Here is a 24,037-nt window from a genome sequence, read left to right as displayed (position 1 = left end):
GTCAGGCTCGTTCTATTTCTGCTCCAAGGCTCGCCATCAGGTCGAGGAACTGCGGAAAGCCGGTCGCAATTGCCCTTCTGTCGTCGATGCCGACAGGATGCTCCGAAGCCAGCCCCATGACAAGGAAGCTCATGGCGAGATGATGGTCGAGATATGTGCTGACCCGCTTGAGCGCGGCATTGCCGAGCCCCTTTCCATCCGGCCGGCCGGCGACGGAAAACCGGTCCCGGCCTTCTTCGCATTCGACGCCGTTGAGCCTCAGTCCTTCCGCCATCGCCGAAAGCCGGCCCGGTTCCCTGTTGCGCAGGTCCTGCAGGCCGTTCATCACCGTCCGGCCCCTGGCAAAGGCGGCGGCGACGGAAAGGGCCGGATAGTCATCGATCATTGAGAGTGCCCGCTCCGCCGGGACGGTGACACCGGTCAGTTCGCAGTGACGCACGCGCAGGTCGGCGATCTCCTCGCCGCCGGCAATCCGCCGCTCGAGGATCTCGATATCGGCGCCCATGTCCTGCAGCGTCAGGATCAGACCTGTCCGCGTCGGGTTCATCAGCACATTGGAAATGGTGATGTCCGAGCCGGGTACGAGCAGGGCCGCAACAAGCGGGAAAGCCGCAAGGGAGGGATCGCCCGGCACGTCGACGGTCTGGCCGGTCAGACGTCCGCGCCCCTGCAGCCGCACTGTCCGCGTGCCGTCCTTGTCCGTCTCGATCAAGAGTTCTGCGCCGAAGCCGATCAGCATCTTTTCCGTATGGTCACGCGTGATCGCCGGTTCGATAACCGTCGTCACACCCGGAACATTGAGACCGGCCAGCAAGATCGCCGATTTCACCTGCGCCGAGGCGACGGGCAGCGTATAGCGGATCGGCGCCGGTGTTTCCGGACCGCGCAGCATGACCGGCAGGCGATCACCCTCCATGGCCTTCACCTGCACGCCCATCCGCCGCAGCGGGTCGAGCACGCGGCCCATCGGCTGTCGTGAGAGCGAAGCGTCGCCGGCAAAGACGGTATCGAAATCGTAGACGCCGGCAAGCCCCATGAGCAGCCGCGCGCCGGTGCCGCCATTGCCGAAATCGAGCGGCGTCTCCGGCGCAAGCAACGCGCCGTTGCCTGCCCCGCCGATGACCCATTCGTCGCCATCCCTGCGGATCACGGCGCCCAAGGCCCGCATCGCCTCGGCTGTGCGGAGCACGTCCTCGCCTTCCGCAAGCCCGCGAATGCGCGTTTGCCCCGATGCCACCCCGCCGAGGATCAGCGCGCGGTGCGAGATCGACCTGTCGCCCGCAATGCGGACGATGCCGGAAAGCCCCGGCGATTTCCGGGCGACGGCCGGCTTCTGTTCAGAACCCCGCGACATGGGCTAATCCCCTGCAAAGGCAATATATTGGCACCGCGGACGATCCGGCATCGGCGCATTTTCCCGGTCGGTCCTGCGGCAATTGCGGCTGGTTAGCACAATCTTCCGAAACGGTCATCCGCAATGCCGGCGAAAAGGCCCGGACAGCCACGCGAAGTTTGGCTTTGACATGGGAAGCCGTAGCGATTAAGGGGACCGGCTTATAAATTCCGAATAGAACGCCGGTTTGACGGCATTTGCCGAATCTCGCATTCGGCCATTCTCACGAGGCTTATAGTGGCGAAAGCGGAACTTGGAACCAAGCGCACCGATCCGGAAACCGGCAAGAAGTTCTACGACCTGAACCGGGATCCGATCGTTTCCCCTTATACCGGTAAATCCTACCCCCTGTCCTTCTTCGAAGAAACCTCGGCAACCGCCGAAGTCCAGGATGAGGACGAGGTCGCGGAAGTCGATACCGAAAACACCGAAGTCGAACTGGTTTCGCTCGAAGACGCCGATGACGGCGCTTCCGGCGACGATATCCCCGATATCGGCGACGACGATGTCGAAATCGAAGGCGATGACGACGATACCTTCCTCGAAGCTGACGAAGATGACGAAGATGACGACATGAGCGACATCATCGGCGTCACCGGCGACGAGGACGAAGTCTGATCGGACGAATACCGGCCCGGATGACAAAAATATTCCGGGCCGAATTTTTTAGGCTTGCCATCTGCGAAAACCGCAAGTATGAAGCCGCCACTCCAGAGGAAACGCCCTCCGGAGTATCCCAGGACCGGCCAGGCCGGACCACCTTGATGGGGCTATAGCTCAGCTGGGAGAGCGCTTGCATGGCATGCAAGAGGTCAGCGGTTCGATCCCGCTTAGCTCCACCAAATTCTCTAGGATACAGTACAGCGGGCATTTCAGGTCAGTGTAGCTGACATTTTTCCGCAATGGCGCAGTTGCCGCTTTGCCAGCGGCGAAAAGCGGGTTTTTATAGCGGTCGCCGAAGTCAGCCGATTCGGCGCTTCCCGGACCCGAACCCATGACACGAGCAAGACGCCGCCGCATCATCAGAACCCGCAGGACCGCGACCGGATTGGCGCTGGTCGGCTCGATTTCCTTTCTGGCCGGAATGACGGATGCGACCGGACTGCTTCTGACCGGCGATTTCGTATCCTTCATGACCGGCAATACGACGCGGGCAGCGCTGGCGCTGAGCAGCGGCGATCTCAGGCATGCTGCCGTGCTATTGTCGGCCATCATCGTCTTCGTGCTCGGGAATGCCGCCGGCATTGTCGCTGCGCACCGGGCCGAACGGCGCATCTTCGTCGTCCTCAGCTGCGTCAGCCTGATGCTTGCGCTGGCCTCGATGATGACGCTGCAGGACCTGTTGATGACGCGTTTCTACATGATCGTTCTCGCAATGGGCATGGTGAATGCGGCGGTCGAGCATATTGAAGGGCTGCCGATCGGCCTGACCTATGTGACCGGCGCCCTGTCGCGCTTCGGCCGCGGCATCGGCCGCTGGATCATTGGCGACCGGCGTCTCGACTGGACGATCCAGATCGTGCCGTGGGGCGGCATGGTGCTCGGCGCCATCAGCGGAGCCGTCATGACGCATCGCATGGGCGCGCAGGCGCTATGGCTGGTCTCGATCTTCGCGATGGCGCTCGCGACCGTGGCCCTCTTCATCCCCCGTCCGCTGCAGCGACGTTTCAACCAGAAGATCGCGTCTCCCCAGCCGCAACAGGTGCGCTTCCGATAACGGCGATTATCCCGATCGTTCTCGAATCGGCTAGGAAGGCAAGACATTCTCTTGCCGGGAGTTGAACTTGTTCGTCTTGTCGAAGCTTGTCTGGATCCTTGCCCAGCCTTTTTCGCTGGCCTTCTTCGGCGCCCTGCTTGCCCTGGTCGCCGGGCTTCTGCGTTGGCGCCTGCTCAGCGCGCTCGGCGCGGCAGGGGCCGTCTCTATCCTCTTCGTTACGCTGTATACGACATCAGGCAATTATCTGCTGCAGCAACTGGAGGAACGTTTTCCGCGGCCGGCCGCCGATCCTGAAGACGTCAAATGCATGATCGTGCTCGGCGGTGCGTTCCAGAACGAGGTGAACACCGCGCGTCACGGCATCGAGTTCGCCGATGGTGCGGACCGCTTTATCGAGGCCTTGCGCCTGGCGCAGAAATACCCGCAATCCCGCATCCTTGTGTCGGGTGGCGACGGGTCGCTCTCGGGAACCTATGAAGGGGACGCGGTCGCTTCCAGGCGCTTCTTCCCGCTCTTCGGCGTCGGCAAGGAGCGCCTCGTCGAGGAGGCCCAGTCGCGCACGACCTACGAGAACGCACGCAACACGAAGGAATTCCTCGCCCAGCAGGGCCTTTCGGATTGCCTGCTGATTACCTCGGCCTTCCACATGCCGCGCTCCGTCGGCCTCTTCCGCAAGCTCGGTATCGAGATCGTGCCCTGGCCGACGGATTACCGCACGACCGGCAATGTTGCGCTCGGCCTGGATTTCACCCAGCCGAGCCTGAACGGCCAGAACCTCGGGACCGCCATTCGCGAATGGTATGGCCTCGCCGGCTACTATCTCGCCGGCCGTACCTCGGCGCTCTTTCCGGGTTGAGGCCTACTTCTTGGAGATCGTGACGAATTTGGTTCCTCGCACGCGGGTGGTGACGACGCAAGGGTCGCCGCCGGTACGATCGCAGAAGCGCGGGTTCATTTTCATGGCGAGCACCATATTGCCGAAGCGCTGGACGAAGTCGTAGCCGAAGATCTGCGCGGTCGCGATCATGAAATATCCGCCTTCGGCCACCTGCAGATAAAAATTGTAGGTGCAGCCGTCTTCGTTGCATTGCGGACCCTTCTGGCCGTCGCAGGTGAGTTCGCCCTCGTTGACGACAGCGTCCATCAGTCCGTCATTGTTGATGTCCTGACGGATGAGAAAACCGTCGCCGAAGGAGGCTTCGGTGCATTGCTGCTGAAAATGCTTCTTTTCATAGATCTCCGGGTCGGAGATCAGCGATTGCTGTGCGAAGGCCGCGACCGGCATGACCAGCAGCAATATGACGTTCAGGAGGATGGGCAGCAGCGTCTTCAAGGCTTTCCTCTTATGGATAAAGGCTCTCTGGCCTTCCATTCTCCATGCGCCGCCTTGCGCCGCCCTTGCCGCAGTGATTCAGTAAATCCCGTTCTGCCGGTCTGGAGGCTTCGATGTCATTGCTCGTCTATCTCGATTATGCCGGCATCGCCCTCTTTGCCGCGACCGGCGCTCTGGCCGCCTCGCGCAAGCAGCTCGATCTGATCGGCTTCCTGTTCTTCGCGATCGTGACGGGGACGGGCGGCGGCACCGTGCGCGATATTATTCTGGGTCGCGTACCGGTCTTCTGGGTGCTGAACCCCTTTTATATCGTCATCTGCTGTCTCGCAGGGGGCGTCGTCTTCTTCACCGCCCACCTGCTGGAATCGCGCTATCGCCTGCTGATCTGGCTCGATGCGGTCGGTCTTGCCGCCTATTGCGTGCTTGGCGCCGCCAAGGGGCTGGCCGCGACCGGCTCGCCGACGATCGCCATCGTCACCGGCGCCCTGACGGCGACCTTCGGCGGCATTCTGCGCGATCTGCTGGCCAATGAGCCTTCGGTGCTGCTGCGGCCCGAAATCTATGTGACGGCGGCATTGGTGGGGGCCGGTGTCTTTACCGGCGCCAACGCCCTCGGTGCGGAACTTTATATCGCATCGGCATGTGGCGTCGCGGCCGCCTTCGCGGTGCGCGGCGGCGCCCTGTGGTTCGGCTGGACGTTTCCGACCTACAAGCACAAGCCCGGCCGGCACCCCGATGACGTGATGTGAGAGGTCAGCTCTGCTTCTGCCGCAAGCGGATCACCACGTCGACATGGGCAATTTCCATGCCTTCGGGCGGTGGCGGCAGGTTGTCGATGGTCAGATTGCTGATCGGGATATCGAGCACCTCGTTTTCGCCTTCGACGAAAAAGTGATGGTGGTCGGAGACATTGGTGTCGAAATAGGTCTTGGCGCTCTCGACGGCGAGAACGCGGATCATGCCCGCTTCGGTGAACTGGTGCAGCGTATTGTAGACGGTGGCCAGCGAAACCGGCACGCCGGCGGCAACGGCTTCCTCGTGCAGTTCTTCGACGGTCAGATGCCTGTCGCCCTTGGCAAAAAGGAGATCGCCAAGCGCGACGCGCTGGCGAGTGGGACGCAGGCCGGCGGCGCGCAGCCTTACCTCTATGGCGATCGGGGCCTCACCCGTCATCAACACCAACTCCGGTTATTCTGGCATAAAGCAATCAGGTTTCCTCAAAGCGATATAACTTTTGCGCAAAAGCGTTTCAATAGTTCAATGGGGACAAGGAGGCTCAAAAGGCCGCAAAAACGGGCTTTTGACGCAAATAGGTCTGGTCGCGGCCTTGGCCTTCCTGTATGCGACCACCAAATATTGGCTCAGGCCCGGTCGGGACCTCAAAAAAGAAGCCGCCATGCTTGCGCTTCATTTTCTGAGGAACTTGGACTAAAGACACACATCCATCGCAAGAACGCGGGGGGAAACAGAGATTTATGACAACCAGACAGTCTAGTTACTCGTACGAAGAACTCATCGCCTGCGCACATGGTGAACTGTTCGGGCCTGGCAATGCGCAATTGCCTTTGCCGCCCATGCTGATGGTTCACCGCATCACGGATATTTCCGAAACGGGCGGCGCCTTCGACAAGGGCTATCTGCGGGCCGAATACGACGTTCGCCCGGACGACTGGTATTTCCCCTGCCATTTCGAAGGCAACCCGATCATGCCGGGTTGCCTTGGCCTGGACGGCATGTGGCAGCTGACCGGCTTTTTCCTCGGCTGGCTCGGCGAAGAAGGCCGCGGCATGGCGCTTTCGACCGGCGAAGTGAAATTCAAGGGCATGGTCCGCCCGCACACGAAGCTGATTGAATACGGGATCGACTTCAAGCGCGTCATGCGCGGCCGTCTGGTGCTCGGCACCGCCGACGGCTGGCTGAAGGCGGATGGCGAAACCATTTACCAGGCGACCGATCTTCGTGTCGGTCTCTCGAAAGACAAGACGGCCTGAAAACCGCGTTTCGAGCGGCTCACGAAAACAACAAAGGTTTGATCAGATGAGACGGGTAGTTGTCACGGGTCTAGGTGTCGTGTCTTCGATCGGAAACGACGCGGCCGAAGTTACCGAATCCTTGCGGCAGGCAAAGTCGGGCATTTCTTTCTCCAGCGATTTCGCCGAGCACGGCTTCAAGTGCCAGGTTTGGGGCAGCCCCAAGCTCGGCGCCGATAAGCTCGCCGAACTGGTTGACCGCCGCGCCATGCGTTTCCTGTCGCAGGGCGGCGCCTGGAACCATGTCGCTATGAAGCAGGCGATCGCCGATTCCGGCCTGGACGAGAAGGATTACAGCGAAAACGAACGCGTCGGCATCATCATGGGCTCCGGCGGTCCGTCCACGCGCACGCTCATCGAGGCGGCCGAGATCACCGTCAAGAACAACAGCCCGAAGCGCATCGGCCCCTTCGCCGTGCCGAAGGCCATGTCGTCCACCGCGTCGGCAACGCTTGCCACCTGGTTCAAGATCCACGGCGTCAACTATTCGATCTCGTCTGCCTGCTCCACCTCGGCGCATTGCATCGGCAATGCCGTGGAAATGATCCAGTGGGGCAAGCAGGACATGATGTTTGCCGGCGGTCACGAAGATCTCGACTGGACCATGTCGAACCTCTTCGACGCCATGGGCGCCATGTCTTCCAAATATAACGACACGCCGGAAACGGCCTCGCGCGCCTATGATGCCAGCCGCGACGGTTTCGTCATCGCCGGCGGTGCCGGCGTCCTCGTCCTCGAGGAGCTGGAGCATGCCAAGGCGCGCGGCGCCAAGATCTATGCCGAAATCATCGGCTACGGCGCGACCTCCGACGGTTACGACATGGTTGCCCCCTCGGGCGAAGGTGCGATCCGCTGCATGCGCCAGGCGCTTTCGACCGTGAAGGGTGAGGTCGACTACATCAATACGCACGGCACCTCGACGCCGGTTGGCGACAGCAAGGAAATCGGCGCCATCCGCGAAGTCTTCGGCGAAAAGATGCCGCATATCCAGTCCACCAAGTCGCTCACGGGCCACTCTCTGGGCGCTGCCGGTGTCCAGGAATCGATTTACTCCCTGCTGATGATGCAGGAAGGCTTCATCGGCGAAAGCGCCCATATTACGGAACTCGATCCGGAATTCGAAGGTGTGCCGATCGTCCGCAAGCGCATCGACAACGCCAAGATCGACATCGCTCTTTCCAACTCCTTCGGCTTCGGCGGCACCAACGCCACGCTCGTATTCCAGCGCTATAACGGATAACAACATGACGGGAATCATGCAGGGTAAGCGCGGCCTCATTATGGGCGTCGCAAACAACCACTCGATCGCCTGGGGGATTTCGAAGGCGCTCGCAGCCCAGGGCGCGGAACTTGCTTTCACCTTTCAGGGCGAGGCGCTCGGCAAGCGCGTCAAGCCGCTTGCCGCCGAACTTGGCTCCGACTTCCTGCTTCCTTGCGATGTCGAGGATATTGCTTCGGTCGATACCGTCATCGACACGATCAAGGAGCGCTGGGGCAAGCTCGATTTTATCGTCCATGCCATCGGCTTTTCCGACAAGAACGAGCTGAAGGGCCTTTACGCCGATACGACGCGCGAGAATTTCAGCCGCACCATGGTCATCTCCTGTTTCTCCTTCACGGAGATTGCCAAGCGTTGCGCGCCGCTGATGGAAGATGGCGGCGCCATGCTGACGCTGACCTATAACGGCTCCACCCGCGTCATTCCGAACTACAATGTCATGGGTGTCGCAAAGGCCGCACTGGAAGCCTCCGTGCGTTATCTGGCGGCCGACTACGGTCCGCGCGGCATCCGCGTCAACGCCATCTCCGCAGGCCCGATCCGCACGCTCGCTGGCGCCGGCATTTCCGATGCGCGCGCCATCCTGTCATGGAACCAGCGCAATGCGCCGCTGCGCAAGACCGTCACCATCGATCAGGTCGGCAGCTCGGCGCTCTACCTTCTGTCCGATCTGTCGACCGGCGTGACCGGAGAAATTCATTTCGTCGATGCCGGCTACAATATCACGTCGATGCCGACGCTGGAGACGCTGCGCAAGGCGGACGTCGAGTAGCGCGACCAAGCTTCAATGGAAAAGGCGGCCATTGGCCGCCTTTTTTTATTTCCGTGCCCACAGCACCTTGAAGCGGGCGTTGCGGCAGGTTTCGCCGCTTTCCTTGAAATGCTCCGCCAGCACCGGCTCATAGGGCAGGCCGCGATTGGCGACCAGCATCAGCCGCCCGCCGCCGCGCAGCGCAGAGGCCGCTGTCTTGATCATCGCCTGGCCGAGCGAAGGTTCGGCCGCGTGCCCCTCATGAAATGGCGGGTTCATGATGACGAGATCGTATTTGTCCCGCACCTGCTCGCCCGCCAGGTCGTGCCAGAAGAAGCGCGCAGGCGCGTTCGGGCAGTTCTCTGCCAGATTGGCCCTGGCAGCCTCCAGCGCCTCGTAATTGGCCTCGTAGAGGTCAAGGCGGGCAAGGTTTGGAGACTTCTCGGCCAGCTCGACCGAAAGATAACCCCAGCCGGCACCGAAATCGGCCGCGTCGCCCGTAAAATCGGTCGGCAGGCGCGAGGCGAGAAGCTGCGAGCCGGCATCGAGCCTGTCATGCGAGAACATGCCCGGCGAGGCGATGAAACGGCCTTCGACGCGAACCGGCGACTTGCCGAATTTCGCGACGATTGCGCTGATATCGGCCGGCCGTCCGAACCAGAAGGCGACGCCGTGATATTTCGGCATGTGCTCGATTTCGAGGCCGAAACCTTCCATCCGCTTGCGCAGCGGCTGAATGCCGTCTTCCTTGCCGCCTGCAACGAGGATCAGGCCGCCGGCTTTGACGCGGGAAAGGGCCGTGGCGATATTGGCCTCGTTCTCACCCTTGTGTTTGGTGCAGAGCACCAGCGCGGCATCGTAATCCTCGCCCTCGATCTCCGGCGTGGCCTCGATACGCTGGGCGAGCAACTGCCTGTAGAGCGGCTTGAAGCCCTGCACGGCCGCAAGAGAGGCGGCAAAGCCTTCCGGCAGCGCAAAGCCTGCCTCGGCGCCCAGGAAGAGCACACGCTCGCCTTCGCCGGGAGGCGTGACGGTTTCGCTGGCAAAGGGATGAAAGAGGGTCTTCAGCGTCTCGCGGCTCATGGTCTGGTCCCGTCATCTGGAGCAATTCCAGGGAAATGCGCTGGCGGTTTTCGTCCGCAACTGCGCAGAGGTCGAATACAAAAAGGGCGCGGGAACAATCCCGCGCCCGGATATCAGAGGAGAAGGCGCGGCTTATTCGGCCGCTTCGTCCTTCTTCTTGTCGCCCTTTTCGGCAGCCGGGATTTCCTGGCCGGTGGCCTGGTCGACGACCTTCATGGAGAGGCGAACCTTGCCGCGCTCGTCGAAGCCGAGCAGCTTGACCCAGACCTTGTCGCCTTCCTTGACGACGTCCTGGGTCTTTGCGACGCGCTCGGAAGCGAGCTGCGAGATGTGGACGAGGCCGTCACGCGCACCGAAGAAGTTGACGAATGCGCCGAAGTCGGCGGTCTTGACGACCGTGCCTTCGTAGATCTGGCCAACTTCCGGCTCGGCGACGATCGAATGGATCCACTTGCGGGCCGCTTCGATTTCCTTGCCCGAAGAAGAGGCGATCTTGACGGTGCCGTCGTCTTCGATGTTGATCTTCGCGCCGGTCTTTTCGACGATTTCACGAATGACCTTGCCGCCGGAGCCGATGACTTCGCGGATCTTGTCGACCGGAATGTTCATGACTTCGATACGCGGTGCGAATTCGCCGAGCTGGCCGCGGCTCTCGGTGATGGCCTTTGCCATTTCGCCGAGAATGTGGGCGCGACCGCTCTGTGCCTGGCTGAGAGCGACCCTCATGATCTCTTCGGTAATACCGGCGATCTTGATGTCCATCTGCAGCGAGGTGATGCCGTCGGCAGTACCCGCAACCTTGAAGTCCATGTCGCCGAGGTGGTCTTCGTCACCTAGAATGTCGGAGAGAACGGCGAAACGGTCGCCTTCGAGGATCAGGCCCATGGCGATACCGGCAACCGGCTTGGCGAGCGGAACGCCGGCATCCATCAGCGCCAGCGAGGTGCCGCAGACGGTTGCCATCGAGGACGAACCGTTGGACTCGGTGATTTCCGAGACGACGCGCAGCGTGTAGGGGAACTGTTCAGCCGACGGCAGCATCGGGTGGATGGCGCGCCATGCGAGCTTGCCATGGCCGATTTCGCGGCGGCCCGGCGAACCCATGCGGCCGGTTTCGCCGACGGAATAGGGCGGGAAGTTGTAGTGGAGCATGAACTGCTCCTTGTACATGCCGGTCAGGCTGTCGACATACTGTTCGTCTTCGCCGGTGCCGAGCGTGGCAACGACGATCGCCTGCGTTTCACCGCGGGTGAAGAGGGCAGAGCCGTGCGTACGCGGAAGCAGGCCGACTTCGGCAACGATCGGGCGAACCGTTTCCAGGTCGCGGCCGTCGATGCGGCTCTTGGTGTCGAGAATGTTCCAGCGGACGATCTTGGCCTGCAGATGCTTGAAGATCGCGCCGACTTCCTCGGCCGTGTACTTGGCCTCGACGCCTTCCGGCAGGAAGTGGGCCTTGACCTTGGCCTTGACGGCGTCCACAGCGGCGTAACGGTCGGCCTTCTGGGTGATCTTATAGGCTTCGCGCAGCTCGGCTTCGAAATGCTTCAGCATCTCGCCTTCGAGTTCGGAATAGTCTTCCGGCTGGAAGTCGCGCGGCTCCTTGGCTGCGACTTCGGCGAGCTTGATGATTGCGTCGAGAACCGGCTGGAAGCCCTTGTGGCCGAACATGACGGCGCCGAGCATGACGTCTTCCGGCAGTTCCTTGGCTTCGGATTCGACCATCAGAACGGCGTCATAGGTGCCGGCAACGACGAGGTCGAGGCTCGACTCGTCCATCTCGTCGAGATGCGGGTTCAGCACGTATTCGCCGTTGATGTAGCCGACGCGAGCGCCGCCGACCGGACCCATGAAGGGAATGCCGGACAGTGTGAGTGCGGCCGAGGTCGCGACCATGGACAGGATGTCCGGATCGTTCTCGAGGTCATGCTGGACGACGGTGACGACGACCTGCGTGTCGTTCTTGTAGCCTTCCGGGAAAAGCGGACGGATCGGGCGGTCGATCAGGCGGGAAACGAGGGTTTCGTTTTCGCTCGGACGGCCCTCGCGCTTGAAGTAGCCGCCGGGGATCTTGCCGGCTGCGTAGGTCTTTTCCTGATAGTTGACCGTCAGCGGGAAGAAGTCCTGGCCGGGCTTCGGAGCCTTGGCGGAAACGACGGTCGCCAGAACGACGGTCTCGCCGTAGGTGGCGAGGACCGCGCCGTCAGCCTGACGGGCGATTTTGCCGGTTTCGAGCTTGAGCGGGCGGCCTGCCCACTCGATTTCTACGGTATGTGTATCGAACATGTCTTGTCCTTCAATGCGGCCGGCGCGCCTTCTCCGTCTGGAGCAGCGCAGGGTCGGCCGCAATCAGTGTGACGTATCACGGGCAAGACAACGGGAAGCTTTGGACGGACGGTTTCCGCTAGAGGAAACCGGGCCAAAGCTCTTGCGAAACTCTGGCCGAAAGCATCCGGCAATCCTGCCCCATGACAGGTCAACGGTTGGTCTGGCAGAACCGGCCCATCCGGGCCTGCCGTCTTTCCATTCACACACATAGCGCGCGCCTGGAAAATGTCATCGGGAGACGTATCCCCGAAAAAACATCCGGCGGGCGAAGAGCTTCGCCCGCCGGAAAATCATTAGCGGCGGATACCCAGGCTGTTGATCAGCTTGGAGTAGCGGGCCTCGTCCTTCTTCTTGAGGTAGTCAAGAAGCGAGCGGCGGCTGGAAACGAGCGTCAGCAGGCCACGGCGGGAATGGTTATCCTTCTTGTGGTCCTTGAAGTGTTCGGTCAGGTTGTTGATGCGCTCGGTCAGGATGGCAACCTGGACTTCCGGAGAACCGGTGTCGCCTTCGGCGGTCGCATATTCCTTGATCAGCGCAGCCTTGCGCTCAGCAGTGATCGACATCGGACAATCCTTTCTATGAGAGGAATTAAAGTCGCCAAAAGCCGGGATGTCGTCCAGCCTTGGCCGCGAATGCAATCGGGGATACCCCTATGCTGGCGCTGCCTATAAACCAAATAAGCGGCAATGGAAAGAGGGGTCCCGATTGCGGCCTGTCAGCGTCCCGCCATGGCGTCCCGGATCATCGCGTCATAACCCGCTGGATCCTGCAGCATGGCGAAATGGCTGGCATCCTTCAGGATGACAAGTTTTGCGCCCGGAATTTCCTTCGCCATCATTTCCGTATGGTCGAGCTTCACAGCCTCGTCATGGTCCCCAATCGCGAGCGTGACCGGCACCGTGATCTTGCCGAGATCGGCTGCCGTCCAGGCGGGCTGCGTCGCCCACATCTCCGAGATCTGGTTGACGAAGGCATCATATTCGTTCGGTGTCGGTGACAGCTTCCTGTAATATTCGCCGGCAACGTTGATATAATCGTTGAAGGTCTTGTTGGTCATGACGTCGGCCTTCACGCCATCGGTCGTGACATTGGCCGCCTGGGCGATGACCCGCGTCAGCTTCTCGGGATTCTTCATCGCCATATCGATGCCGATGATACCGCCGTCAGACCATCCGACCAGCGTCACCTTGCCGACCTTCAGATAGTCGAGCAACGCCACGTAGTCCGATGTCATCAGGTCATAGCCGAAAGGCTGCTGGCTGCGCGTGGAGCGGCCATGCCCGCGGCTGTCGGCAACGATGACGAGATGGTCTTTTGCAAAATCGGCGACCTGGTGGCCCCAGACATCGGCATTTCCAAGCCCGCCGTGAATGAAGAGGATCGGGTCCCCCTCGCCATATTCGGCGTAATACATCCTGATGTCGTTGATATCGGCCATACCGCTCGCCTTCGGCGCCGGCATGGGAGGAAAGGCCGGAAGTTCGGCCCAGCGCTCGGCGGATTGAGCGATCGTAATCGTCAGCAACAGCGAAAAGAACGTCAGCATTCCCAAGGCGATTCTGCGCATATTCTTCCCCTTTGACGGGCCGCCATGGCCCGTCGGGAAAGATATCGCATCACCGTCTTCTGACAATTGCCGCTGTTTGTGACCGTCAGGCGAAAACGCGCTTGGGTCGGAATTCGCCCTGTCCGATCTCGCCGATCGCAATCAGCCTGCCGCGCGCCGTCGCATAGGCCTCGCTTTCGGCAACCGGTGCATCGCGGCCGCGTACGAGGATCGGATTGCCCATCTTGAGGCGGTGCGCCTGGTCATCGCTGATGACAAGGTGGGGCAGGGCCGACAGCGCCTCGCAGGTATCGATCAACAGCGCGTCGAGCGCGGCAAGGCGCTCGTCCATATCCTCAATCTCTTCAAGAGCGGTAAGCTTTGCAAGCGGCACCATCGCCTCCTCGGCAAAGGGTGCGACGAAGGTGCGGCGCAGGCCGGAAATATGCCCGTAACAGCCGAGTTCGCGGCCGAAATCGCGCGCCAGCGCCCGTACATAGGTACCCTTGCCGCACTCGACCTCGAAATGCGCCGTATTGGCATCCGGGCAGGCAAGAAGTGTGAGGCGATGGACTTCGACTTCGCGCGAAGGGATCTCGACCGCCTCGCCGTCGCGTGCCAGATCATAGGCGCGTTCGCCGGCGATCTTGATGGCGGAGAACTGCGGCGGCACCTGGCTGATCGTGCCGGTATAGTTCGGCAGGATGTCGCGGATCTGCTGCTCGCTCGGGCGCCTGTCGGAACTCTGCGTTACCTCGCCCTCAAGGTCGTCGGTTGCCCGTTCCTCACCCCAGGTCACGGTAAATTCGTAGATCTTGCGGCCGTCCATGACGTAGGGGACGGTTTTGGTGGCGTCGCCGAGCGCGATCGGCAACATGCCGGATGCAAGCGGATCGAGCGTGCCGGCATGGCCGCATTTCTGCGCCTTGAACAGCCATTTGATCTTGGAGACGGCTTCCGTCGAGCCGAAATCCACCGGCTTGTCGAGGATCAGCCAGCCGGAAATCGGCCGGCCCTTGGGTTTGCGTGGTTTGGACATCGGTGTCTTCTGTTATTCGTCGTCACTGTCGAGATCGCGGCTCACCTCGGGCGAACGCAGCAGGTCGTCGATCTTCTTGTAATTGTCAAAGCTGGTGTCATCGCGGAAGCGCACTTCCGGCATGTATTTCATCTGCCTGAGCTGCGGTCCGAGCCGGCCGCGGATGAACTTCGCATTGCGGTTCAGCGCAGCGATGACGACGCTGTGATCGGAAACGCCGAGCGGCGTCACATAGGCGGTCGCGATCTTCAGGTCCGGCGACATGCGCACTTCGGAAATCGAGATCACGGTCGCCTCGATGATATCGTCGCGCACTTCGCCACGCTGCAGCACCTGGGTGATCGCTGCGCGAACCTGTTCGCCGACGCGCAGCATGCGCTGCGAAGGAGCCGAGGATGTGGGTCTTGTTGCCATTGTTCTTTATCCCAAACGGATCGGGCGCCGGACTGGATCATCCGGCGCCCGTCCAAGATTTCGATCTCTATCCGATCAGAGCGTGCGCGTAATGTGTTCCACGCGGAAGCACTCGATCGTGTCGCCGGCGCGGATGTCTTCGTAATTCTCGAAGGCCATGCCGCATTCCTGACCGACCGGCACTTCCGAGACTTCGTCCTTGAAGCGCTTGAGCGTCTTGAGCTTGCCTTCGTGGATGACGACGTTGTCGCGGATGAGGCGCACGCCCGCACCACGCTCGACCTTGCCTTCGGTGACGCGGCAACCGGCGACCTTGCCGACCTTGGTGATGTTGAACACTTCCAGGATCTCGGCATTGCCGAGGAAGGTTTCGCGGCGTTCCGGCGATAGCAGGCCCGACATCGCTGCCTTCACGTCGTCCACGAGGTCGTAGATGATGTTGTAGTAGCGGATTTCGATGCCCTGGCGCTCGGCGAGCGTCCGAGCCTGCGAATTGGCGCGCACGTTGAAGCCGATAATGGCGGCGCCGGAGGCTTCGGCGAGCGAGATATCCGATTCCGTCACACCGCCGACCGCCGAATGCACGATACGGGCGCGCACTTCGTCGGTGCCGAGCTTTTCGAGGGCGCCGGCAATCGCTTCGATCGAACCCTGCACGTCACCCTTGATGACGAGCGGGAATTCCTTGACGCCTGCCGTCTGCAGCTGGCTCATCATCTGTTCCAGCGAGCCGCGCTGGCCCGAATGACGGGCGGCGGCCTTGTCGCGGGCGAGACGCTGGCGATATTCCGAGATCTCGCGGGCGCGGCTCTCGTTCTCGACGACGGCGAACTTGTCGCCGGCCTGCGGCGTGCCGGAAAGGCCGAGCACCTCGACGGGCATGGCCGGCGGCGCTTCCTTCATATGTTCGCCCTTGTCGTTGACGAGGGCGCGCACACGACCCCAGACGTCGCCGGCGACGATGATCTGGCCGGGCTTCAGCGTACCGTTCTGAACGAGAACCGTGGCGACCGAGCCGCGGCCGCGGTCGAGCTGGGCTTCGATGACGGTGCCTTCCGCGGTGCGGTTCGGATTGGCCTTGAGGTCAAGGATTTCCGCCTGCAGCAGCACGGCTTCGAGCAGCTTGTCGAGGTTCTTGCCGGTCTTGGCCGACACTTCGACGTCGAGCGTTTCACCGCCCATCGATTCCACGAAGACTTCGTACTGCAGAAGCTGGTTGCGCACCTTCTGCGGATCGGCTTCGTGTTTGTCGATCTTGTTGATCGCCACGATGATCGGAACACCGGCTGCCTTGGCGTGATTGATCGATTCGATCGTCTGCGGCATGACGCTGTCGTCAGCGGCCACGACGAGGATCGCAATATCGGTCGCCTGCGCGCCGCGGGCACGCATGGCCGTGAAGGCAGCGTGGCCGGGAGTGTCGATGAAGGTGATCTTCTGGCCGTTCTGCTCCACCTGATAGGCGCCGATATGCTGCGTGATGCCGCCGGCTTCCCCGGCAACCACGTTGGCATGGCGGATGGCGTCGAGCAGCGAGGTCTTGCCGTGGTCGACGTGGCCCATGATGGTCACGACGGGCGGGCGCGAAACGCGGTCGCCTTCGACGTCGGCAATGTTGAAGATGCCGAGTTCGACGTCGGATTCGGAAACGCGCTTGACCGTGTGGCCGAATTCGCCGGCGATGAGTTCTGCAAGGTCGGCGTCGATGACGTCGCCCGGCTTCATCATCTGGCCTTCCTTCATCAGGAACTTGATGACGTCGACGGCGCGTTCGGACATGCGCTGCGACAGTTCCTGAATGGTGATGGTCTCAGGCAGAACGACTTCGCGGGAAATCTTCTCGCGCGTTTCCTGCATCTGGCTGCGGCGGAACTTCTCCTGGCGGCGACGCATGGAAGCAAGCGAACGGCCGCGTGCGCCGCCTTCGTCGTCCACGTCGGCGGTCGTTACGGTCAGCTTGCCGCGGCGGCGATCGTCTTCGCCCTTCGGGCGCGTTGTCGCGGGTTTTGCGGGCTCCGGACGAATCGGGCGGCCGCGAACCGGACCACCGCGTGCGGGGCCGCGATCGTCGTCGTCGGATTCCTCACGGCGGCCGCGAAGGCCTGCCGGTGCGCCGGCAGCGGGCCGGGCCGTGGAAGGCGACGGAGCCGCTTCCGGACGGCGTGCAGCCGGTGCCGGCTGTTGCGGACGCGGAGTTTCGACGCGTGCTTCGGCAACGGGAGCGGCAGGTGCGGATGCTTCCGCGACCGTTGCCGTTGCGGCAGCAGCTGCCGCCTCGGCCTGGCGCGCAGCCTCCTCGGCGGCGCGGCGCTTGGCCTCCTCCGCCTCGGCGGCCTGACGTGCGGCCTCTTCGGCGGCGCGGCGCTTTTCGTCCTCGGCGCGACGGATGGCGTCCTGTGCGTCACGGGCCTGCGCTTCGGCGAGCGCGCGGCGGCGGGCATCCATTTCCTCGGGCGAGAGATGGTTCAGAACGACGGGGCGCGGGCGATCCTGCTGGCGCTGCGGCTGGTAGGATTGCTGCGGACGCTGGTTGGTCTGCTGCGGGCGCGGGTCGTTCTGGCTGCCCGGCTGGTGGATGCGCGGAGCCTGGGCTGGCTGCTGCGGGCGAGCCTGCACGGGCGCCGGCGCCGGTTCGGGCGCGCGCACCGGAGCTGCGGGAGCCGGCGTCATCGGCTTTTCGTCTTCAGGGCGCATCGGGCGCCGCTTGCGGGTCTCGACGACGACCGCCTTGGTGCGACCGCGACCCATATCCTGGCGAACGGTACCCTGGCTCATCCCTGATGGTTTCAGGGTGAGGGTCTTCTTCCCCGTTACGCTGAGTGTCTTGTCGTCGTTGCTGTCGGTCATTCGTTCCCGTTCCTTCGGACAGGGAACGATGAGGCCATCACACCCTGTCAATCACATACAATCGGTCAATGATATGGGGGCCGGCTTCCGCCGGTGACCGTATCATTGTTTCTGCTGGCCAGCGCCGCCCGCTGCCCGGGACTGACCGCCGTTACGGTACTGTTCGAGCATCTTTGCGCGCTTCACTACACCCTCACCTGCCTGCCCTGCAAGCACTGCGGCATGGATAAAAGCATTCTGGCCCATCACCCCTTCCATTTCGCTCTCCGAGAAGAGACGGAAGGAAGGTATTTCCTCCTCGGTTTCCATTCCGAGGTGCCAGGCCTTGCGGGCCTGGTCTATCTTTCTGACACCGTCGGCTGCGGCATCCGTCGAATGGAACACGGCAAGCGCAGCTCCGCTGCGGATTGCGGCATCCACCTTGGCCGAGCCGGTGATAAGCTGGCCCGCCTTGCGCGCCATGTTCATCATCTGCAGGAGCTGGTGCAGAAGCAGCCGCTCCACGCGCTCGCCGAGGTCGTCGGCTGCCTTCACATCGGCCTTGAGGGCGCGGGCGAAGAGCTTCTTTGCCACCGCCTTGTCGACCAGCGACCGGTCCATCTTCACCCAGCAGCCGCGTCCCGGCAGCTCGCGCTTCAGGTCCGGCACCACCGTCCCGTCGGGGGCAGCCACGAAGCGGATCAGCTCGTCCGGCGATCCACTTTCGCGCGATGCGATGCACATGCGGCCGTTCACGTCGTAACCTGCAAGATCGTCGTCCTCAGGAGATGTGTCCGGCGTCGCCGTCATTATGCGTCCTGCTCGGCAGCGTCGGCCTCAACGGCTTCTGCTTCCTTCGCAAGGTCTTCCTCGGTGATCCAGCCGGCGAGCAGGCGAGCCTGCACGACCATCTGTTCGGCTTCGACGCGCGAAACGTCGAACTTCGAGAACAGACCCTCGAATTTCTTGGTTTCGCCGTTCTTGCGTTCCGTCCAGCCGACGAGGTCGTCGGCTGCGCAGCCTGCGAAGTCCTCGATCGACTTGATGCCGTCCTCGCCGAGCGCGACCATCATCTGGGCGGTCATGCCGTCGATCTGGCGCAGCTCGTCGGAAACGCCGAGCGCCTTGCGCTTCTCGTCCATTTCGGCTTCGAGCTTCTCGAGATATTCGCGGGCGCGGGTCTGGATTTCCTGCGCCGTGTCTTCGTCGAAACCGTCGATCGAGGAGATTTCGTCGAGATCGACATAGGCCAGTTCCTCGACGGCGGCAAAGCCTTCCGAAGCCAGAACCTGGCCGACCATCTCGTCGACATCGAGCGCATCCATGAAGAGGTTGGTGCGTTCGTTGAATTCCTTCTGACGGCGCTCGGACTCTTCGGCTTCCGTCATGATGTCGATATCCCAGCCCGTCAGCTGCGAGGCCAGGCGAACGTTCTGGCCGCGGCGGCCGATGGCGAGCGAAAGCTGCTCGTCCGGCACGACCACTTCGATGCGCTCTGCATCCTCGTCGAGAACGACCTTGGCGACTTCGGCCGGCTGCAGGGCGTTGACGACGAAGGTCGCCGGGTCCTGCGACCAGGGAATGATATCGATCTTTTCGCCCTGGAGCTCGCCGACGACGGCCTGGACGCGCGAACCGCGCATACCGACGCAGGCGCCGACCGGATCGATCGAGCTGTCGTTCGAGATCACGGCGATCTTGGCGCGCGAGCCCGGATCGCGGGCAACCGACTTCACCTGGATGATGCCGTCGTAGATTTCCGGCACTTCCATGGTGAAGAGCTTCACCATGAACTGCGGATGCGTGCGCGACAGGAAGATCTGCGGGCCGCGCTGTTCGCGGCGCACGTCGTAGACATAGGCGCGGACGCGATCGCCGTAGCGCACGTTTTCGCGCGGGATCATTTCGTCGCGGCGGATGATGCCTTCGCCACGGCCGAGATCGACGATGACGTTGCCATATTCGACACGCTTGACGGTGCCGTTGACGATTTCGCCGACGCGATCCTTGAATTCGTCGAACTGGCGGTCACGCTCGGCTTCGCGCACCTTCTGCACGATCACCTGCTTGGCCGACTGCGCGGCGATACGGCCGAAATCCATCGGCGGCAGCGGATCGGCGATGAAGTCGCCGATAGCGGCGTCCGGGTTCCGGTCCCGGGCAAGCTCCAGCGGGATCTGCGTGGAATAGTCCTCGGCCTTCTCGACAACTTCGAGCAGGCGCTGCAGGCGGATTTCGCCGGTCTTCGGATTGATGTCGGCGCGGATGTTGGATTCGGTACCGTAACGGGAACGCGCCGCCTTCTGGATGGCATCGGCCATCGCGGCAAGCACGATTTCGCGGTCGATGACCTTTTCGCGCGCCACTGCATCTGCGATCTGCAGAAGTTCGAGCCGGTTTGCACTGACTGCCATTGTTCTGTTTCTCCGTCCTTGACTACCCGGGTTCCCGTCCCTGGAGTTTACGTTGATCGGTTATTCTTCGTCGTCCGCTTCGTTCTGGTTCGCAGCCTGCGCCTTTGCCAGCTTGTCGGCGCGCAATGCATCGCGGATCAGATCGTCGGTCAGAATGAGTTTGGCATCGCTAAGCGCGGTGAAGGGGATGACAACCTTCTGTTCCTCGCCGTAGGCAACCTGATCGCGTTCGATCGTAAACCCGTCGGCGTCCGCTTCGACGATCTTGCCGCGAAAGCGCTTGCGATTGCCGATCATGATCGACGTTTCGCACTTTACCAGGTGGCCCTGCCAGCGGGTAAAATCGGATTTCCGCACCAGAGGGCGGTCGATACCCGGCGAAGACACTTCCAGATGATACTCTTTATCGATCGGATCTTCCACATCGAGCACCGGAGAAATCGCCATGGAAACCTGCTCGCAGTCCTCGACGGTCATCGTGCCGTCGTTCTTCTCGGCCATGACCTGCATCGTCATCCCGTTCTGATTGAGCATGCGCACGCGAATGAGGCGGAAGCCCATGTCGACGAGCACGGGTTCGATGATGTCGGCGAGGCGCTGGTCAAGCCCGGTCTCGGTGATCAGCCGCGGCTCACGTTCGTTGTCTGCGTTTGTCAGATCCGACAAGCGGTGCGCTCCCTGCAATTTCTGGCATTCGGGGTGATCGCGCTAATAAAAAAGAGCGGGTCCTTGCGGCCCACTCTTCATCGTACGATCAAGAATTTGAGTGCCATATAGTCCCGTTTTTCCGAAATTGCAAGGTCGGCGCCAATTCCGCCGCTTAAGGCCCGGAAGCATCGGCTAACCTATGGCGGGCGCTCGTCTTCCGCATATAGTGCTGTTGCGGCTGAACGACAAAGCGGGGGGAAGCTTGGCTGACACTTCATCGACATTTGCGCCTTTGCGGCACGAAACCTACCGTACCATCTGGTTTGCAAGCATCGCCTCGAATTTCGGCGGCCTGATCCAGGCCGTCGGCGCCGCCTGGATGATGACGAGCATCACCGCATCCGAGGATATGGTGGCCCTGGTGCAGACGTCGACCGCTTTGCCGATCATGCTGTTCTCGCTCGTATCGGGTGCGCTCGCGGACAATTATGACCGGCGCCGGATCATGCTGACCGCACAATCGGCAATGCTCGTCATCTCGATCCTGTTGACGGCCTTTGCCCTGCTCGGCTGGATGACGCCCGGCCTGTTGCTCTTCTTCACCTTTCTCCTCGGCTGCGGCACGGCGCTCAACAATCCCTCCTGGCAGGCCTCGGTCGGCGACATGGTGCCGCGCGCCGATCTGCCGGGCGCGGTCACGCTGAACAGCATGGGCTTCAATATCACCCGCAGCGTCGGGCCGGCGATCGGCGGCGCCATCGTCGCCGCCGCCGGTGTGGCTGCCGCCTTTGCGGTGAATGCGCTGAGTTATATTGCCCTCATCTACGCATTGTTCCGCTGGCGGCCGACCACGCCCGCCTCGACGCTGCCGCGCGAAACGCTCGGCAGCGCCATTTTTGCCGGCATGCGCTACGTCTCCATGTCGCCCAATCTCGAGAAGATCCTCCTGCGCGGGCTCGTGTTCGGCATCGGCGCGAGCTCCATCCAGGCGCTGCTGCCCGTTGTCGCGCTCGATCTGGTCTCGGGAGGGCCGTTGACCTACGGTTTCATGCTCGGCGCCTTTGGCATCGGTGCCATTGGCGGCGCCGTGGCCAGTGCCCGGCTGCGCGAAATGGTTTCCAGCGAGGCGATCATCCGCATGGCCTTTCTGGGCTTTGCCTTCAGTGCCGTCGTCGCGGCCCTCAGCCCAAGCGCCCTGCTCACCTCGGCCGGGCTGTTTGTCGCCGGCGCCTGCTGGGTTTCGGCGCTTTCGCTCTTCAACACCATTGTCCAGCTGTCGACGCCGCGCTGGGTGGTTGGCCGCGCCCTGTCGCTTTACCAGACCGTCACCTTCGGCGGCATTGCCGGCGGAAGCTGGCTCTGGGGTATTGCGGCCGACCGCTATGGCCTGTCGAATGCGCTGCTGATGTCGGCCGTGGTCCTGCTGTTTGGCGTCGTCATCGGCCTGCGCTTCTCCATGCCGGCTTTCGCCTCGCTCAATCTCGATCCGCTGAACCGCTTCATCGAGCCGGCCCTTGGCCTCGATATTACCCCCCGCAGCGGTCCGATCGTCATCCAGGTCGATTATCAGATTGCGGATGATGACCTGGCCGAATTCATGATGCTGATGGGAGAGCGGCGTCGCATTCGCATCCGTGATGGCGCCCGCAACTGGGCCTTGATGCGCGATCTGGAAAATCCCGGTCTCTGGACGGAAACCTACCACACGCCGACCTGGGTCGAATATATCCGGCACAACCAGCGCCGGACCCAGGCCGACGCCGAGAATACCGATCGGCTGCGCGCTCTGCATCGCGGCGAAGGCCTGCCGCATGTCCACCGCATGATCGAGCGCCAGGCCATTCCGCCTGTCGACGACGTCTTTCACAAGGCGCCGATCGATTTCCATCATTGAGGTCCGGCGGATCGTCGGCGTCGGCCTTTACTTCAGCCTGCCCTTCATCGCCGCTTCGGGAAAGCAGGTGGGCTCCATGCCGTTCTTTTCCTGCCACTGGCCGATCGAGCGGCGCGTCTTGTAGCCGGGCAGTCCGTCCGAACCGCCGACATCGTAGCCCTGCCGCTCGAGCGCACGCTGCATGGCGGCGACGTCGGAGCGCAGCATCCTGCCGACATCGCCCCATTGACCCTGGAAGGCACCGGCGCCGAAGGCGATGCGGTCGGCGAGATTGCCGATGTAAAGGGCGTAAAGGTCGGAATTATTGTACTCTTTGATGATGTAGAAATTCGGTGTGACGATGAACTCCGGTCCGTCACGCCCGGCCGGCACGAGCATCATTGCCTGTGCTTTCAGCTCGCCGGACGGGAAGCCCTTGCCGGAAATGCGGCTGATGCCGAGCGAGGCCCAGTGGGAGAGGGGCTTGGCAAGATCCGGCCCTTCCTGCGCGCAGGAGACGGCTTGCGGGATGGTCACTTCGAAACCCCAGTCGCGGCCGCGCTGCCAGCCTTTTTTCACGAGGAAGTTGGCAATCGAGGCAAGCGTGTCGGGAACCGATGTCCAGATGTTGCGATGACCGTCGCCATCGAAATCGACGGCATATTTCAGGTAGCTGGTCGGCATGAATTGCGGCTGGCCGAGCGCTCCCGCCGACGACCCCTTGAAGTCCGCGGGGCTCACGTCGCCGCCGTCGAGAATATGCAGCGCGGCGATCAGCTCCATGCGGAACATGTCCTTGCGCGTCGACATAAAGGCTTTTGTCGCCAGTACCTTGATCGCCGAATTCGGGATTTTCGCCGCACCGAATCCGGTCTCGCGCCCCCAGATCGCCAGCACGATCGAACCCGGCACGCCATAGGTCTTCTCAATGCGGTTCAGTGTCGATGCATATTGCGAGGCAAAGCCGCGCCCGGTCATGGCAAGCCGCTTCAGGCGATCCTCGTTGAAATAGGGGCCGGGCGAGGAAAATTCGGCCTGGGTCTGCTTCTGCTCCTTGGGCGGCGGAAAGCCGGGAGGGGCGAGATCGCTCAGGCTCCAGTCCAGTTCGACGCCGGCAAAGGCGGCCCGGAATGTTTTTTCCGATATGCCGTTCTTCTTGGCATCGGGCCAGAGGTCGGCCTGGACCCATTTCTCGAATCGCGTTTCGATGTCGGCTTTCGAAGGGGCGGCATGGGAGGGCAGAGCGTAAAGCGCCAGCAGGGCGGCGCCTGCCAACAGAAGCCGGCCAAGGAAACGTTCGTTCATGTGACCCCCTTTGAGCAATTCCGGAAAAGCCGTGTGGCGGCGTTGCGTTCGGAAATGCGTA

Annotated in this window: 22 protein-coding genes and 1 tRNA gene; 9 read left to right on the top strand and 14 right to left on the bottom strand. The window is 62.1% G+C overall.

Translation table 11 applies throughout. From position 1 onward, the window contains the following. Position 1: 1 nt before the first annotated feature. Positions 2 to 1,354, bottom strand: a complete 1,353-nt coding sequence (gene aroA / locus ACU8HS_RS08740; protein WP_447015754.1) for a 3-phosphoshikimate 1-carboxyvinyltransferase — start codon at positions 1,352 to 1,354, stop codon at positions 2 to 4. 276 nt (positions 1,355 to 1,630) lie between these two features. On the opposite strand from aroA, the gene ACU8HS_RS08735 reads away from it, so the two are divergent. From ACU8HS_RS08735 to ACU8HS_RS08720, 4 genes are all read left to right on the top strand, one after another. Further along, on the top strand, positions 1,631 to 2,011 hold the full coding sequence (locus ACU8HS_RS08735; RefSeq protein ID WP_112564865.1) for a TIGR02300 family protein: 381 nt from the start codon (positions 1,631 to 1,633) through the stop codon (positions 2,009 to 2,011). Between the two features lie 148 nt (positions 2,012 to 2,159). Continuing rightward, positions 2,160 to 2,235: transfer RNA gene (locus ACU8HS_RS08730), tRNA-Ala, on the top strand. A 152-nt stretch (positions 2,236 to 2,387) separates the two neighbouring features. Beyond that, positions 2,388 to 3,110 carry a YoaK family protein gene (locus ACU8HS_RS08725; RefSeq protein WP_112564867.1) on the top strand — a complete coding sequence of 241 codons (723 nt, stop codon included), beginning with the start codon at positions 2,388 to 2,390 and terminating at the stop codon, positions 3,108 to 3,110. 67 nt (positions 3,111 to 3,177) lie between these two features. Beyond that, positions 3,178 to 3,966 (top strand): YdcF family protein, encoded by a 789-nt coding sequence (locus tag ACU8HS_RS08720; RefSeq protein ID WP_447015753.1) that lies wholly within the window; start codon positions 3,178 to 3,180, stop codon positions 3,964 to 3,966. Positions 3,967 to 3,969: 3 nt separating this feature from the next. Here the strand turns inward: ACU8HS_RS08720 and ACU8HS_RS08715 are convergent, their stop codons facing one another. Continuing rightward, the gene (locus tag ACU8HS_RS08715) at positions 3,970 to 4,443 is read right to left on the bottom strand and encodes a hypothetical protein (RefSeq protein ID WP_112564871.1); all 474 of its coding nucleotides are present in this window, start codon (positions 4,441 to 4,443) and stop codon (positions 3,970 to 3,972) included. Positions 4,444 to 4,556: 113 nt separating this feature from the next. Between ACU8HS_RS08715 and ACU8HS_RS08710 the strand changes: the two genes are divergently transcribed. Continuing rightward, on the top strand, positions 4,557 to 5,192 hold the full coding sequence (locus ACU8HS_RS08710; protein ID WP_112705643.1) for a trimeric intracellular cation channel family protein: 636 nt from the start codon (positions 4,557 to 4,559) through the stop codon (positions 5,190 to 5,192). Positions 5,193 to 5,196: 4 nt separating this feature from the next. On the opposite strand, the gene irrA is transcribed toward ACU8HS_RS08710, so the two are convergent. Continuing rightward, positions 5,197 to 5,616, bottom strand: a complete 420-nt coding sequence (gene irrA, locus ACU8HS_RS08705) for an iron response transcriptional regulator IrrA (protein ID WP_112705644.1) — start codon at positions 5,614 to 5,616, stop codon at positions 5,197 to 5,199. A gap of 302 nt (positions 5,617 to 5,918) precedes the next feature. Between irrA and fabA the strand changes: the two genes are divergently transcribed. Genes fabA through fabI form a run of 3 tightly spaced genes read left to right on the top strand, consistent with a single transcriptional unit; the run spans position 5,919 to position 8,524 of the window. Continuing rightward, a complete protein-coding gene (gene fabA, locus ACU8HS_RS08700; RefSeq protein WP_112564876.1) occupies positions 5,919 to 6,434 on the top strand; it encodes a 3-hydroxyacyl-[acyl-carrier-protein] dehydratase FabA in 516 nt (171 codons plus the stop codon). Positions 6,435 to 6,480: 46 nt separating this feature from the next. Next, positions 6,481 to 7,713, top strand: coding sequence for a beta-ketoacyl-ACP synthase I (gene fabB / locus ACU8HS_RS08695; protein WP_112756245.1), 1,233 nt, complete (start codon positions 6,481 to 6,483; stop codon positions 7,711 to 7,713). Positions 7,714 to 7,717: 4 nt separating this feature from the next. Continuing rightward, entirely contained in the window at positions 7,718 to 8,524 is an 807-nt protein-coding gene (fabI, locus tag ACU8HS_RS08690) for an enoyl-ACP reductase FabI (protein WP_112564880.1), read from the top strand. A 45-nt stretch (positions 8,525 to 8,569) separates the two neighbouring features. On the opposite strand, the gene ACU8HS_RS08685 is transcribed toward fabI, so the two are convergent. The 10 genes from ACU8HS_RS08685 to rimP form a co-directional block, all read right to left on the bottom strand. Continuing rightward, a complete protein-coding gene (locus ACU8HS_RS08685) occupies positions 8,570 to 9,586 on the bottom strand; it encodes a class I SAM-dependent methyltransferase (protein ID WP_112755086.1) in 1,017 nt (338 codons plus the stop codon). 132 nt (positions 9,587 to 9,718) lie between these two features. After that, the gene (pnp, locus tag ACU8HS_RS08680; RefSeq protein ID WP_112564884.1) at positions 9,719 to 11,869 is read right to left on the bottom strand and encodes a polyribonucleotide nucleotidyltransferase; all 2,151 of its coding nucleotides are present in this window, start codon (positions 11,867 to 11,869) and stop codon (positions 9,719 to 9,721) included. 335 nt (positions 11,870 to 12,204) lie between these two features. Then, on the bottom strand, positions 12,205 to 12,474 hold the full coding sequence (rpsO, locus tag ACU8HS_RS08675; protein ID WP_112564886.1) for a 30S ribosomal protein S15: 270 nt from the start codon (positions 12,472 to 12,474) through the stop codon (positions 12,205 to 12,207). Positions 12,475 to 12,626: 152 nt separating this feature from the next. Beyond that, on the bottom strand, positions 12,627 to 13,478 hold the full coding sequence (locus tag ACU8HS_RS08670; protein ID WP_113412644.1) for an alpha/beta fold hydrolase: 852 nt from the start codon (positions 13,476 to 13,478) through the stop codon (positions 12,627 to 12,629). A gap of 85 nt (positions 13,479 to 13,563) precedes the next feature. Further along, entirely contained in the window at positions 13,564 to 14,496 is a 933-nt protein-coding gene (truB, locus tag ACU8HS_RS08665) for a tRNA pseudouridine(55) synthase TruB (RefSeq protein WP_112705647.1), read from the bottom strand. Positions 14,497 to 14,508: 12 nt separating this feature from the next. Then, positions 14,509 to 14,910: a 30S ribosome-binding factor RbfA gene (rbfA, locus tag ACU8HS_RS08660; RefSeq protein ID WP_112705648.1), complete on the bottom strand. Its 402-nt coding sequence runs from the start codon at positions 14,908 to 14,910 to the stop codon at positions 14,509 to 14,511. 75 nt (positions 14,911 to 14,985) lie between these two features. Next, positions 14,986 to 17,757: a translation initiation factor IF-2 gene (infB, locus tag ACU8HS_RS08655; RefSeq protein WP_112564894.1), complete on the bottom strand. Its 2,772-nt coding sequence runs from the start codon at positions 17,755 to 17,757 to the stop codon at positions 14,986 to 14,988. 102 nt (positions 17,758 to 17,859) lie between these two features. Next, a complete protein-coding gene (locus tag ACU8HS_RS08650) occupies positions 17,860 to 18,546 on the bottom strand; it encodes an RNA-binding protein (protein WP_113412643.1) in 687 nt (228 codons plus the stop codon). Then, positions 18,546 to 20,150 (bottom strand): transcription termination factor NusA, encoded by a 1,605-nt coding sequence (nusA, locus tag ACU8HS_RS08645; RefSeq protein ID WP_112564898.1) that lies wholly within the window; start codon positions 20,148 to 20,150, stop codon positions 18,546 to 18,548. The genes ACU8HS_RS08650 and nusA overlap by 1 nt, the downstream gene beginning before the upstream one ends. A gap of 60 nt (positions 20,151 to 20,210) precedes the next feature. Beyond that, on the bottom strand, positions 20,211 to 20,816 hold the full coding sequence (rimP, locus tag ACU8HS_RS08640) for a ribosome maturation factor RimP (RefSeq protein WP_112564901.1): 606 nt from the start codon (positions 20,814 to 20,816) through the stop codon (positions 20,211 to 20,213). A gap of 244 nt (positions 20,817 to 21,060) precedes the next feature. Between rimP and ACU8HS_RS08635 the strand changes: the two genes are divergently transcribed. Beyond that, entirely contained in the window at positions 21,061 to 22,692 is a 1,632-nt protein-coding gene (locus tag ACU8HS_RS08635) for an MFS transporter (RefSeq protein ID WP_447015752.1), read from the top strand. 27 nt (positions 22,693 to 22,719) lie between these two features. Here the strand turns inward: ACU8HS_RS08635 and ACU8HS_RS08630 are convergent, their stop codons facing one another. Then, positions 22,720 to 23,976: a lytic murein transglycosylase gene (locus tag ACU8HS_RS08630; protein WP_112755093.1), complete on the bottom strand. Its 1,257-nt coding sequence runs from the start codon at positions 23,974 to 23,976 to the stop codon at positions 22,720 to 22,722. Positions 23,977 to 24,037 lie beyond the last annotated feature (61 nt).

It is taken from the genome of Rhizobium sp. KDH_Rht_773_N (assembly GCF_052946295.1).
The sequence above is the reverse complement of the archived record's forward strand: the minus strand, read 5'-3'. Positions and strand labels throughout refer to the sequence as shown.